The 14120-nt window shown below is 38.3% G+C and carries 13 protein-coding genes; 12 read left to right on the forward strand and 1 reads right to left on the reverse strand.

What is annotated here, in order from left to right; genetic code table 11:
- Positions 1-16: 16 nt before the first annotated feature.
- The 9 genes from atpA (at position 17) to MKY29_RS04030 (ending at position 8890) form a co-directional block, all read left to right on the forward strand.
- Positions 17-1525 carry a F0F1 ATP synthase subunit alpha gene (gene atpA, locus MKY29_RS03990; RefSeq protein ID WP_093493838.1) on the forward strand — a complete coding sequence of 503 codons (1509 nt, stop codon included), beginning with the start codon at positions 17-19 and terminating at the stop codon, positions 1523-1525.
- A 44-nt stretch (positions 1526-1569) separates the two neighbouring features.
- Positions 1570-2430: a F0F1 ATP synthase subunit gamma gene (locus MKY29_RS03995; RefSeq protein ID WP_090565615.1), complete on the forward strand. Its 861-nt coding sequence runs from the start codon at positions 1570-1572 to the stop codon at positions 2428-2430.
- 34 nt (positions 2431-2464) lie between these two features.
- The gene (gene atpD, locus MKY29_RS04000) at positions 2465-3880 is read left to right on the forward strand and encodes a F0F1 ATP synthase subunit beta (protein ID WP_090565613.1); all 1416 of its coding nucleotides are present in this window, start codon (positions 2465-2467) and stop codon (positions 3878-3880) included.
- A 24-nt stretch (positions 3881-3904) separates the two neighbouring features.
- Positions 3905-4309: a F0F1 ATP synthase subunit epsilon gene (locus MKY29_RS04005; RefSeq protein ID WP_093493840.1), complete on the forward strand. Its 405-nt coding sequence runs from the start codon at positions 3905-3907 to the stop codon at positions 4307-4309.
- 246 nt (positions 4310-4555) lie between these two features.
- On the forward strand, positions 4556-4792 hold the full coding sequence (locus MKY29_RS04010) for a DUF1146 family protein (RefSeq protein ID WP_093493842.1): 237 nt from the start codon (positions 4556-4558) through the stop codon (positions 4790-4792).
- A 319-nt stretch (positions 4793-5111) separates the two neighbouring features.
- The gene (gene murA / locus MKY29_RS04015) at positions 5112-6407 is read left to right on the forward strand and encodes a UDP-N-acetylglucosamine 1-carboxyvinyltransferase (RefSeq protein WP_269920739.1); all 1296 of its coding nucleotides are present in this window, start codon (positions 5112-5114) and stop codon (positions 6405-6407) included.
- A 503-nt stretch (positions 6408-6910) separates the two neighbouring features.
- Positions 6911-7855 carry a stage II sporulation protein D gene (gene spoIID / locus MKY29_RS04020; protein ID WP_340879041.1) on the forward strand — a complete coding sequence of 315 codons (945 nt, stop codon included), beginning with the start codon at positions 6911-6913 and terminating at the stop codon, positions 7853-7855.
- A gap of 31 nt (positions 7856-7886) precedes the next feature.
- Positions 7887-8549, forward strand: coding sequence for a M23 family metallopeptidase (locus tag MKY29_RS04025; RefSeq protein ID WP_090565604.1), 663 nt, complete (start codon positions 7887-7889; stop codon positions 8547-8549).
- A gap of 68 nt (positions 8550-8617) precedes the next feature.
- Positions 8618-8890 (forward strand): sporulation transcriptional regulator SpoIIID, encoded by a 273-nt coding sequence (locus tag MKY29_RS04030; protein ID WP_090565602.1) that lies wholly within the window; start codon positions 8618-8620, stop codon positions 8888-8890.
- A 508-nt stretch (positions 8891-9398) separates the two neighbouring features.
- Here the strand turns inward: MKY29_RS04030 and MKY29_RS04035 are convergent.
- Complete coding sequence (locus MKY29_RS04035; protein ID WP_093493845.1) at positions 9399-10886, reverse strand: methyl-accepting chemotaxis protein; 1488 nt, start codon at positions 10884-10886, stop codon at positions 9399-9401.
- Positions 10887-11305: 419 nt separating this feature from the next.
- Here MKY29_RS04035 and MKY29_RS04040 point away from each other — a divergent pair, with 419 nt between their 5' ends.
- The 3 genes from MKY29_RS04040 to MKY29_RS04050 all read left to right on the forward strand — a co-directional run bounded on the left by MKY29_RS04040 (position 11306) and on the right by MKY29_RS04050 (position 14097).
- On the forward strand, positions 11306-12298 hold the full coding sequence (locus MKY29_RS04040; RefSeq protein ID WP_093493847.1) for a rod shape-determining protein: 993 nt from the start codon (positions 11306-11308) through the stop codon (positions 12296-12298).
- 75 nt (positions 12299-12373) lie between these two features.
- The gene (locus MKY29_RS04045; protein WP_093493849.1) at positions 12374-13213 is read left to right on the forward strand and encodes a flagellar hook-basal body protein; all 840 of its coding nucleotides are present in this window, start codon (positions 12374-12376) and stop codon (positions 13211-13213) included.
- A gap of 44 nt (positions 13214-13257) precedes the next feature.
- On the forward strand, positions 13258-14097 hold the full coding sequence (locus MKY29_RS04050; RefSeq protein ID WP_340879042.1) for a flagellar hook-basal body protein: 840 nt from the start codon (positions 13258-13260) through the stop codon (positions 14095-14097).
- The last annotated feature ends 23 nt before the right edge of the window (positions 14098-14120 follow it).

The following is a 14120-nucleotide window of genomic DNA, read 5'->3' on the forward strand; positions in this document are numbered from 1 at the left end:
ATGAGAGGTGACATACATGAGCATCAAAGCTGAAGAAATCAGTGTCTTGATTAAGCAGCAGATTGAGAATTACGAATCTGAGATGAAAGTTAGCGACGTTGGTACGGTAATCACGATTGGTGACGGTATCGCGCGTGCTCATGGCCTCGACAATGTCATGGCTGGAGAGCTTTTAGAATTCTCAACTGGTGTTTTAGGTATGGCGCAAAACTTGGAAGCCAACAACGTTGGTATCGTTATCCTTGGACCATACTCGGACATCAAAGAAGGCGATGAAGTACGTCGAACAGGCCGTATTATGGAAGTTCCAGTTGGTAAAGAATTGATTGGCCGCGTTGTCAATCCACTTGGCCAACCAGTTGATGGACTAGGTCCTATAGCAACTACAAAATCTCGTCCAATCGAAAGTCCTGCACAAGGGGTTATGGCACGTAAGTCTGTACATGAGCCACTTCAAACAGGTATTAAAGCGATTGATGCACTTGTACCAATCGGACGTGGCCAACGTGAGTTAATCATCGGTGACCGTCAAACTGGTAAAACATCAGTTGCAATCGATACTATCCTTAACCAAGCAGACCAAGATATGATTTGTATCTACGTTGCTATTGGTCAAAAAGAATCGACTGTACGTAATGTAGTAGAAACACTTCGTAAAAAAGGTGCTTTAGATTACACAATCGTTGTAACTGCATCTGCATCACAACCAGCTCCATTACTTTACCTAGCTCCTTACGCTGGTGTAACAATGGCAGAAGAATTTATGTTCGATGGTAAGCATGTATTGATCGTTTATGATGATTTATCTAAACAAGCAGCTGCATACCGTGAACTTTCATTACTTCTACGTCGTCCTCCAGGCCGTGAAGCATATCCAGGGGATGTATTCTACTTACACAGCCGTTTACTTGAGCGCGCTGCGAAGTTAAATGAAACACTTGGTGCAGGTTCAATCACTGCATTACCATTCGTTGAAACACAAGCTGGAGATATCTCTGCTTACATTCCAACAAACGTAATTTCAATTACAGATGGTCAAATCTTCTTACAATCTGATTTATTCTTCTCGGGTGTACGTCCAGCGATTAATGCCGGATTATCCGTATCTCGTGTAGGTGGATCAGCACAAATTAAAGCAATGAAAAAAGTTGCGGGTACACTACGTCTTGACTTAGCTGCATACCGTGAGCTTGAAGCATTCTCTCAATTTGGATCAGATCTTGACGCTGCAACACAAGCTAAACTTAACCGTGGTGTGCGTACAGTAGAAGTATTAAAACAAGACTTGAACAGCCCGATTAAAGTGGAAAAACAAGTAATGATTTTATATGCTCTAACACGTGGCCATTTAGACGATATTCCAGTGAAAGATATTACTCGTTTTGAAGCAGAACTTGGAAGCTGGTTAGATTCAAACCACACAAATGTTTTAGATCATATTCGCACGACTAAAGACCTTCCTTCAGATGAAGATTTGAGCAATGCAATTTCTGCATTCAAAAAAACTTTCGCTATATCTGAATAATTCCTTTGTCTAAGTGAAAAAAACAATAAGGTGGTGAAATACCAGTGGCATCATTACGCGACATTAAAAGTAAAATTACGTCAACAAAGAAAACAAGTCAGATAACAAAAGCTATGCAAATGGTTTCTGCTTCTAAATTGAACCGTGCGGAGGAAAATGCGAAAGCATACGTTCCCTACATGTCTAAAATTCAAGAAGTAGTTGGTGCAATTGCATCAGGTACTAGTGATAGTGGACATCCAATGTTAACTTCTCGTCCTGTTAAAAAGACTGCATATCTTGTCATCACTGCTGATCGTGGTTTGGCTGGCGCATATAACAGTAATGTTATTCGTGCCGTAGCTAATGCAATAGCTGAAAGACATTCTTCGAAAGAAGAGTATGTAATCTTTGCAATTGGGCGTATGGGACGTGATTTCTTCCTAAAGCGTGGTTCTAACGTAATTGGGGAAGTAGTCGGCTTACCAGACCAACCTGCTTTTGCTGATATCAAAGAAGTTGCGCACAAAGCTGTTGGTATGTTCACGGATGGTACATATGATGAACTTTATATGTACTATAACCACTTTGTCAGTGCTATCTCCAGTGAAGTAACGGAGAAAAAGGTACTGCCACTTACGGATATTGCAGTAGAAACAGGCACAACTGCTTCTTATGAATTTGAGCCTTCACCTGAAGCAATTCTAGAAGTATTACTTCCACAGTATGCGGAAAGCCTGATTTTCGGTGCATTACTCGATGGTAAAGCCAGTGAGCATGCTTCTCGTATGTCTGCGATGAAATCCGCGACAGACAATGCAGCTGATTTGATCAGCAATTTAACATTAGTATACAACCGAGCACGTCAAGCAGCAATTACGCAAGAAATTACGGAAATTGTCGGCGGCGCAGCGGCATTAGAATAGTTCTAGATAGAAAGTAAGACAGGAGGGAACAGTAGTGAACAAAGGACAAGTACTACAAGTAATGGGTCCAGTTGTTGACGTTAAGTTTGACAACGGCCATTTACCAGCTATCTATAATGCACTAACTGTAGCGATTGAACGTCCAAACGAAGCGCCTACAACTTTAACATTAGAAGTAGCGTTACACTTAGGAGATGACTCAGTTCGTACTATTGCAATGTCATCTACGGACGGCCTTAAGCGTGGTACAGAGGTATTTGATGCTGGTACAGCAATTTCTGTTCCAGTTGGTGATGTAACTTTAGGACGTGTTTTCAACGTACTTGGTGAAGTTATTGACTTAGGGGAAGAAGTACCAGTTGGAGAACGTCGTGATCCAATTCACCGTCAAGCTCCAACATTTGAAAACCTATCTACAGAAGTTGAAATTCTTGAAACAGGTATTAAAGTAGTAGATCTATTAGCTCCTTATATTAAAGGTGGTAAAATCGGTCTATTCGGTGGTGCCGGTGTAGGTAAAACAGTTCTTATTCAAGAACTTATTAATAACATTGCTCAAGAGCATGGCGGTATTTCTGTATTCGCTGGTGTTGGAGAGCGTACGCGTGAAGGAAATGACTTATTCCATGAGATGAGTGATTCAGGCGTTATTAAGAAAACAGCAATGGTATTCGGTCAAATGAATGAGCCACCTGGCGCACGTATGCGTGTTGCTTTAACTGGTCTTACAATGGCAGAATATTTCCGTGATGAGCAAGGTGCAGACGTACTTCTATTCATCGACAATATCTTCCGTTTCACGCAAGCAGGTTCTGAGGTTTCAGCACTTTTAGGTCGTATGCCTTCAGCTGCTGGTTACCAACCAACACTTGCAACTGAAATGGGTCAATTACAAGAGCGTATCACGTCAACAAACACTGGTTCAGTTACATCTATCCAAGCGATTTATGTACCAGCCGATGACTATACGGATCCAGCTCCAGCAACAACATTCGCTCACTTAGATGCGACTACAAACTTAGAACGTAAATTATCTGAGATGGGTATTTATCCAGCGGTTGATCCTTTAGCTTCTTCTTCACGTGCGCTTTCTCCGGAAATCGTAGGTCAAGAGCATTATGATGTAGCACGTCAAGTGCAATATACATTACAACGCTACAGAGAGCTTCAAGATATTATCGCAATCTTAGGTATGGATGAATTAGGAGATGAAGACAAGCTAGTAGTTAACCGTGCTCGTCGTATTCAGTTCTACCTATCTCAAAACTTCCATGTTGCAGAACAATTTACAGGTCAAAAAGGTTCATACGTTCCAGTTAAAGAAACTGTAGAAGGATTCAAACAAATTCTTGATGGAAAATATGACCATTTACCAGAAGATGCATTCCGTTTAGTTGGACGCATTGAAGAAGTTGTAGAAAAAGCGAAAAGCATGGGCGTAGAAGTATAATAAATCGGACCAGGAGGTAAAAATATGAAGACACTTACAGTCAATATTGTCACTCCCGACGGCCCGGTATACGATTCTGAAGTAGACATGATTATCGCGAAAACAGCATCTGGTGAAATCGGTATTTTACCTGGCCATATTCCAATGGTTGCACCACTTGTAGCAGGTGCAATAAAATTGAAAAAAGAGGCAAAAACAGAGTACGTAGCAGTAAGCAGTGGTTTTGTGGAAGTTCGACCTGAAAAGGTATCGATCTTAGCAACATCAGCTGAGGTTGCTTCAAGTATCGATTTAGCTCGTGCTAAAGAAGCGATGAAACGTGCTGAAGAACGTCTTCAAGGTAAATCAGACTCGGTTGACTTCAACCGCGCTGAGCTTGCCTTGAAACGTGCGATGAATCGTATCAACGTTCATGAGGGTAATATTTAAGCTTATTTCTTTTTGTAGGATAATCTTAATGCCTCTGGCGAAGCGACAGAATTTGAAAGGCAATTTATCGTGTTAGCACGAAAGTGGCTCGATGAAGGTTAATTAGCCTATGGAAATGTATATGACATAGGTTAATTTCCTTACATAAATCTTAGCTAAATGCCTAGGCGAATTTGATTTAAATGAAGCGGGCAGAATAAAATTCTGTCTGCTTTTTTTACTATTGCCTAAAATAGGAGGATTATCATGGGATTATTAAATAGTGAACAAGCATTAATTGCTATACTTGCCAATATCTTTTTTATTGGAATATCTTTCTATGCGTTACAGGCACTAATGATGGACAAAATAATAAAAAAAAATCGTGTATTTCAAGCTCAACTATTTTATATTTTAACTAGTATTATGATTGGCTCAGTAGTTGCAAACTTTTTCTTGAATTTAACGAGCTGGTCAAACCAATTGCCATTCTTATTCGAGTGAAAAGATCCTATATGCTCATGCAAATTATGGAAAAGTTTGTATGAGCATGTAGAATCTTCACATATTTCCTGGGAAATTTTTTATTTAAACAGGTTTACCCGCATATGCTAGGGGTATTTTAAAATTATCTACACGAAAAGACTGGGTAATACGTATAATAGAACAAGAAAAATTATGGAAAAGGTCAAAAATAGTGTTTTAGATGCTTGTATATAGTCGAATTACATTGTATGATGAATATTGTTTTGAATACCTAAAATTGACATCATACATATTCTTTTATATAAAGCAAATGGATAATGAACGCGGAGGGAAAGTAGTGGACAAAATCGTTGTTAAAGGTGGCCAAACGTTAAATGGGAAAGTACGAGTAGAAGGTGCAAAAAATGCAGTCCTACCTGTATTAGCTGCAGCTCTACTTGCGACTAAAGGCAAAAACGTTATTAAAGATGTACCAACACTTGCAGATGTTTTGACAATAAATGAAGTATTGAAAAGTTTAAATACAGAAGTCAGTTATAATCCAGAAAAGAATGAAGTTATCATTGATTCACAAAAGAAATTATCAAGTGAAGCCCAATTTGAGTATGTGCGTAAAATGCGTGCATCTATACTTGTTATGGGTCCTATTTTAGCGAGAAATGGATTTGCTCGAGTAGCACTTCCTGGAGGTTGTGCAATAGGCTCACGTCCTATCGATCAGCATTTAAAAGGTTTCGAAGCAATGGGTGCAGTAATATCCTTTGGACATGGATTTGTTGAGGCAACTACAAATGGACGACTTAAAGGTGCCAAAATTTATTTAGACGTTCCAAGCGTAGGCGCAACAGAGAACATTATGACTGCTGCAGCATTAGCAGATGGTACAACAATTATTGAAAATGCAGCAAAAGAACCTGAAATTGTCGATTTAGCCAACTTTATCAACGAAATGGGTGGAGTGGTAAAAGGTGCAGGTACCGACACTATTCGTATTGAAGGTGTGGAAGAACTACACGGCACAGAACACCATATCATACCAGATCGTATCGAAGCTGGAACATTCATGGTTGCTGCAGCAATAACAAAAGGTAATGTACTCATTGAAAATGCAGTACCTGAACACATGACAGCACTTATATCTAAAATGCAAGAAATGGGCATTGAAATTACGGAAGAGGAACAAGGTCTTCGTGTTCGCTCTGAAGGAAATCTAAAATCTGTGGACATTAAAACGATGCCGCATCCAGGTTTCCCAACAGACATGCAATCCCAGATGATGGCATTGATGATGACTGCTCACGGAACAGGCATCATAACGGAAACAGTTTTCGAAAATCGCTTCATGCATGTGGAAGAATTCCGCAGAATGAATGGTAACATGAAAATCGAAGGACGTTCGGTCATTATGGAGTCCCCATCCGATTTACAAGGTGCAGAAGTTGCAGCAACCGACCTTAGAGCAGCTGCAGCACTTATCATAGCCGGTTTAGTCGCAGAAGGAATCACACGCGTTACAGAGCTTTATCACCTAGATAGAGGATATGTCGATTTTGATAAAAAATTGGCAGCTTTAGGCGCCGATATCGAACGCATCGGTAGCGAAACTGCTGAGAAAAAAGTGCAATTGGTTTAATACTATATGTAAAGCACTACGCATGTATACATGTGTAGTGCTTTTTTCATTTTCCACAAATTGAAATTTTTGGTGAAATTCGCCGCTCAGCAAGTAAATGGTCTATAAGAGCAAGTAACTTAGAAAGTAGAGCAAAAGTCCGATTAACGCAAGTAAACTAAGCACAAAGAAAGATGTAATCTCACTATATATATATTTCAAATAGATGGGCGATGTTCAGAGATCCAAAGATTAACTTCAAATTGGCATTCTGAATGGGTAAATTTTCCTTTTCGCAAGTAAATCAGGGTTGAAAGCAAGTAAACGAAAGACGAGAGCAAGTAACTTATAACTAACAGCAAGTATGTTACTATGGAGCGCAAGTAAAGCACATACGTAAGCAAGTAAACGTTCCTCACACTAAAAATTAGCCATCGTTTTTTATCTCTCTGTGTACTACCTTATAAATAGTTTATCTCTTAAATAAAATCATCAGCCCGTCCAAACGAGCATATAGTATCTCTATGAAACAAAACATACTCTTTATAATCTTATGCATAGCCCTCTTGTTTTTACCGTTTTTATTAATAAAAGAAAAAACAACACAAGAAGAAACGGTACCAGCGCCAACATCGGAACTCGAAATTGCTTGTCCAATACTAATCGAAGTGAAAGGGGTTAAGGAGAAGATACCACTAGAAACTTATGTTCTTGGAGTGGTGGCAGCTGAAATGCCGGTTACGTTTCATGAAGAGGCATTGAAGGCACAATCTATAGCAGCAAGGACATATGTATTAAGAGATACGAATTACGGTCAAAAACCAATAGATAAAACAGTATTAAAGCAGGTTTATGTTGGTGAGGAAGATCGGAAAAAGAAGTGGGGGGATACCTTCGCTCAATATGAGGACAAACTTAAAAAGGTGATTGACGCGACAGAAGGGGAAATTATCGTCTACAAAGATCAACTAATCACAGCGATGTTCTTTTCTTCAAGCAACGGTCAAACGGAAAGTGCGGAAAATTATAGTGGGAATGTGATTCCTTACTTAGTATCTGTGCCAAGTAAATCGGAGGAAATGTATGCTCCAAATAGAACGAAGCAGTTTGAATTCACACATGGGGAATGGTCGAAAGCATTTAATATGAAATGGAATTCAAACATACCTAAAACTATCAAAGTAGTAAAGACAGATACGAACCGAGTTGAATCGGTTGAAATGAATGGAAAATCGTGGACAGGCCGAGAAGTTCGAACACTTTTAGGTCTACCCTCTACTGATTTCACCATAACGTTTCAATCTGATAAAGTAGTAGTAGATACAGTAGGATATGGCCATGGGGTAGGGATGAGTCAGTATGGTGCAGAGGTACTCGCCAACGAATCTGTACTGGCTGCGGACATTTTACTTCATTACTATAAAGGTACAGAAATAAAAAAATTCTCACCATGTTTAAAATCTCCTTGATTTGCAAACAATGCAAATAGAGGTGATGAAAATGAGAGAAGAACAAAAGAACAATACTTCTCAGAAGAAGAACAATAACCCGAAAAAGCCATGGTTTTGGCCACTAATTTATGCCGGATTTTCGGTAGCTTTTGTAGGTATGATTTGGGGCTACAATGTGTATGTCAGTGATGATTCTGTCAAGGATTCAGAATGGACAGATGCAAGTAAAGACCCCGATTCAGTAACGATTGAAACCAATGCCCAAGCAGAATCGATGAAATACCCTTTTAAAGAGACTCTGCTAGATAGTGTTGAAATCGTACAGCATTATTACGATATGGAAGCAGATGAGTCGACTCGTGAAAAGTCAATACTCGTATTCGATCATAGTTATGTGATGAATACTGGCGTATCTCTATCTATGAATAGTGAGCCATTTGAAGTAGTTGCGGCAATGAGTGGAAAAGTAGAGGAAGTCAATTTAGATCCATTTGTTGGTGATGAAATCGTCTTGTCACATGCAAATGGTATGGTAACCAAATATCGCTCTGTCACTGGTATTCTAGTAAAAGCTGGAGACGTTGTAGAACAAGGTGATTCGCTTGCAACGGCAACAGAAAATGAATGGAACCCGACTGCTGGTGTTCATCTACAGTTTGAAGTACTACAAGATGGTGTTTTAGTAAATCCAGAGACCTTACTAGCATTTTAATTCATAATAGCTAAGACGTATGCATAAATTGATGGAAAGTGTTCCTTTACTAACGAAAGGAAGAGTTAGTGCACGAAACGATTCGTCATAGATGCATACGTTTAGGTGAGATGGTCATTGAGACCAAGAAAACTGTCCGTGCTATCGCAAGCACAACCGGTCATTCCAAAAGCACTGTGCACAAGGATTTGACGGAAAGACTCCACTTAGTAGATCCGCTACTGGCAAAAGAAGTAAAAGAAATTTTAGCGTATCATAAATCGGTCAGGCATTTACGAGGTGGAGAAGCGACGAAAAGAAAGTGGAAAACGAAAAAAGAAGATAGAAGAGGTCGTGATTAGTAATTGATCACGGCTTTTTCTTATTGTTTATTAAACTGAGTCATTTTCATAAATAATAATTAAATAGTGAATCGGAAATATTGATCTCTGTTCCAGGGTGGAATGCTTTCGTTAGAGAGGACAATAGCTATCGCATAGGTACCGACAAGATAGCTCATCTGTCATATTCAACCAACAGAGACATCACCAAAGAGTTTTCAGCAACAGCAGTCGAAACGAAGGGAAGAGGATGGCTCAACTATACGAACAGCCGTTTAACGAATTAACTTATCCAATCAAACTGTTTATGCTTAAGGGAAGTTGTAAATGGGATAGCGCTCGCCCCGCAGGAAATTGATAAAATTCTTGAAGTTATCACTGAGCAGCAACTCAAACCAATTTGTTAGCTTTAAAGGCAGCTACTTAATATTGATAGAGTTATGAACTTTGAAATGTTAAGCGAGGAGGTGGAATATATTTTTCTAATATAAAAGCATAGATGAAATTTTCATCTATGCTTTTGTTGAAATTATTTGGTTTCTGAAGTTTCAGCTAAAAGTCCTTTGGCATTAAATGTAGTTGTATTCATTGAAACAGCAATTTTTTCATTATCACATGTGACCGATTCTACTGTTGCACTCATTTCCTCAAGGCTTGCACTTGTTTCTTCAAGTATAGCTGCTAGGTCAATTGTGGACTTTTCCACCGATTGGCTTTTTTCTAAGACAGTATTAGCAATGCTCTTAGAAGCTTGTAAATTTGTTTTTAAGGAATCGAACACGTCTTTTAACTGTTTAAAGTACGTTACAATTTCCTCTGAAGAGTCCATTACCGACCTAAAGCTTTGTTGACTTACTTCCATTTTTTTCAGAGAGGCATTGTTATCATTATTCACCTTTTGAAGGTTTACGGTAATACTGTCCGCCGTCTGCTTAGTAGATTCCGCAAGCTTTCTGATTTCTTCTGCCACAACAGAGAAACCTTTTCCTGCATCACCTGCTCTTGCTGCTTCAATTGATGCATTCAAGGCTAGAAGGTTTGTTTGTTCAGAAATTTCCTTTATTTTGTCTGAGTAAGAATTGGTCTCTTTAATATTAATCGTCAATTCGAGTAACGTCTTATTTAAATCATCAACAAAGGTATAAATGTCGCCGGTTTCATTACTGAAGGAGATTACCTTTTTCTCACCATTGGTAGTTATCGATTGTGTCTTCTCTGCTTCTGATAAGAGATCGTCCAGACGTTTTTGTAGTTGATGCATAACCTGATAAGTCTCGCTAGCATTACCTGAAATATTAGCAATCTGCTCACTCTGTTGATGACTCGCTACTGAAACTTCATTCAGGCTAGTACTCATATCATTTTGGGCTATTAGGTTATTTTGAATTCTTTCATTCGAGAAGGCCACTTCTTTTAGTATATTGCTCAGATTCTCTTGAATTAGCTCTTTTTGATTTCTTTGTTCTACCGCAATTTGTTCGGACTCAAGGATGAGTTGTTCAATTTTTTTCTCCTGCTTGTTGTTTAAATGGATAAGCACACTTAGCATTAATCCTGATAAAATGTATAGAAGCATCATTGCGCCAAAGTTTGTTTGTAGTACCTCAATATCATTGATTCCTGTGTATACAGTCAAAACTATTATAATAAGTCCTAATGTAAATCCAATCGTAAAGACTTTTTTATTAAAGTGAATGGCTGCGAAAATTGTTAGGAAAAAGGTAATAATGACGAGTGTGATGCCTCCACCTGTAATAAAAACGGCAACACCGGAAAATAGGTTGGCCATGATTACAGCGATATATGGAAAAAGGTAAGCTCCTTTTTTATATTTTCTGAGCAAAAAATAGGCCACAGCAAACAAAATAACCTCTGTAGCATATAAAAAAATAGTATTTTGTTCATCTGAAAATAATGATTTTATTAATGCTAATGATAAAGAAATTGTAAAGACTATAAACATTAAGGTGTTTTTCTTTTGGTTATCTTCTGCGAGCATCTGTTGAATTTTATTCATTTTTTATCTCCTCTTCGTAAGGTATTACTTTTTTGTTGTTCGCTAAATCCAGTATTAATTAAATATATCGGTGCTTTGCTCATATTCTTTAGCAGGAATGTGGTCTGTCAGTTCGCGAACATTCTAGTTTTACAGAGGTCAACTCCAGGGAGATAGAATGGAACTCTAGGTTAGTAAGAGTTCCTTATATCTGAGAAGTACATTAGTTTCAGAAAGTACTTATTCTTAGAAACTTAAATCTTGTGTATATATTTAGTTGCACAATTACTAGTAGTTTAGACACGAATTACATACCATTTTTTCTCAAATATTATTGCTAAATAAAGTGTATTTCAATTAAAACTATGATAAAATATAAAGTTAGAGACGTATCGATTAATATACATAATGTGTTTAGCTGGGAAGGAGAAACAACAGTAATGTTTGCAAAGGATATTGGAATTGATTTAGGTACAGCAAATGTTTTGATACATGTAAAAGGAAAAGGGATAGTTTTAAACGAACCCTCTGTCGTTGCTATAGATAGAAGTACAAAAAAGCTACTTGCGGTTGGTGAAGAAGCTAGAAAAATGGTCGGGAGAACTCCAGGAAATATCATAGCAATTCGACCACTAAAAGATGGTGTTATTGCTGATTTTGACGTGACGGAAGCAATGCTAAAGCATTTTATCAATAAATTAAATGTTAAAGGATTTTTATCAAAACCTCGCATTTTAATCTGCTGTCCTACAAATATTACTAGTGTAGAGCAAAAAGCAATACGCGAAGCAGCTGAGAAATCTGGTGGGAAAAAAGTCTATCTAGAAGAAGAGCCAAAAGTAGCCGCAATCGGAGCAGGGATGGATATTTTCCAACCGAGTGGTAACATGGTTGTTGATATCGGTGGGGGTACAACAGATGTTGCAGTACTTTCCATGGGCGATATCGTAACAAGTGAATCGATTAAAATTGCAGGAGATGTTTTTGATAATGACATTCTTCAGTACATTAAAAAAGAGTACAAGCTTTTAATCGGGGAACGTACTGCTGAAAATATTAAAATTTCAATAGGAACCGTTTTTCCTGATAGTCGTCACGAGGAGATGGACATTCGTGGACGTGATATGGTGACAGGCCTTCCTAGAACGATAACTATTAAATCTGATGAAATAGAAAAAGCCTTGAAAGAATCCGTTACGGGTATTGTACAGGCTGCAAAGAATGTGTTAGAAAAGACACCACCTGAGTTGTCCGCAGATATTATTGATCGCGGAGTTATTATAACAGGGGGTGGAGCACTTTTACATGGTATGGATCATTTATTGATGGAAGAGTTAAAAGTACCGGTATTTGTAGCTGAAAACCCAATGGATTGTGTCGCAATAGGAACTGGGATTATGTTAGATAATATTGACAAAATATCAAGAAGATAAATGCGAAATGTCTACGGAGTGCAAAAATAATACCCGTATACTAAGTTTGCATTAAACCGAAGTGGAGGCTCTCTTATGTTTCGCGGATTTAATACAGTTGCATCAGGAATGATTGCACAACAGCGTAGAACAGAACTTTTAACAAACAATATGGCTAATGCAAACACACCGGGATTCAAGGCAGATCAATCTACGATTCGCTCGTTCCCAGATATGCTAATGTCCAGACTAGGACCTACTCAAATTCCTACAAAAGATCCTATTACCGGGAAATATATTTCTGAAGTTGGTGCAATTAGTACGGGTGTATACATGCAAGAAACAATGGCATTAATGACCCAAGGACAACTCCTGCAAACAGATTTAAATACAGATATTGCATTAATCGATGGTTCATTACCAGTTGATGAAGAAACTGGGCAAACAGGAGCAGTATTTTATCGTTTGCAGCATCCCACTGAAGGGGAAGCATATACCCGAAATGCAAATTTTACGTTAGACGGTGAAGGATATTTAACTAATCCCCAAGGTCTGTATGTATTGGATTCCGAGGGACAAACGATTCAGCTACAAAATGATGATTTCCAAGTAGACTCAAGTGGTCAGATTTTTGTTGACAATGCTTTAGTAACTCGAATTGGTGTATCATTTTCTACGCAACCTAATACACTCGTAAAGCAGGATAACGGTTTATTCCAAACAGTAGACGGAACTGACTTACCATCTGCTTATGGTTTAGATAATGTTACTTTTTCGATGCAACAGGGATATATCGAAGGTTCAAATGTGGACACTGCTAGAACAATGACAGATATGTTAACGGCTTATCGTGCATTTGAAGCAAACCAAAAAGTACTGCAAGCATACGATAGAAGTATGGAGAAAGCTGTTAACGAAGTGGGCCGTGTGAATTAAATATAGCTATTTCAATCTTTAACAACGAAAAGAGGTAGGCTTAAATGCTACGCACGATGATTACAGCGACAAATACAATGTCGCAACTACAAAGCCAAATCGATATTATAGGGAATAATCTTTCCAATACTGGTACACATGGCTACAAAGCTAAAGATGCTAAATTCCAAGAATTATTATACCAACAATTTAATAATGATAAATTAGATAGAGTAGAACGAGATTCTCCTACAGGAATTCGTTATGGCGTTGGTGCAGCACTTGCACAAACACAAATGAACTGGAAGCAAGGTAGTCTCCAATCTACAGACCGCGATTTAGACTTTGCTTTTCAAGAGCCAAAGCAATATTTTAACGTGCTTATGCCAGATGGCGTAGATGGTCAGCAGACAGCCTATACTCGGCAAGGTGCCTTTTATGTATCACCAATGGAAAATGGAGAGCTTATGTTAGTGAACGGTGATGGTTATCCAGTCGCAAATTCAGATGGACAAGTAATTACTATTCCTGATGGTGTTACGGATTTCTCTGTAAATGAAACAGGAATTCTTACAGCAACTTATCCAGATGGTACTACACAACAACGTGAATTAGCAGTTTCTGTACTTCAAAAGCCGAATACAATGGAGCATTTATCTGCAACATATATTGCCATGCCTGATAACCTAGAAGAATTAGGTTTAAATGCAGAAGATATTATGACAGATCTTTTAGGTGCAGATCGTGGAGAAATAGCTATGGCAAATCGTATGTTAGAGTTGTCAAATGTGGATACATCTAAAGAGATGACGGATCTTATGACAGCGCAACGTTCTTATCAGTTCAATGCCCGTTCCATTACAATTGCGGACCAAATGCTGGGACTTATTAATGGCATTAGATAATTATTTGTGTAAGGAGTTGTGTT

The organism is Psychrobacillus sp. FSL K6-2365 (assembly GCF_038003165.1).
GTDB classification, from domain to species: domain Bacteria; phylum Bacillota; class Bacilli; order Bacillales_A; family Planococcaceae; genus Psychrobacillus; species Psychrobacillus psychrodurans.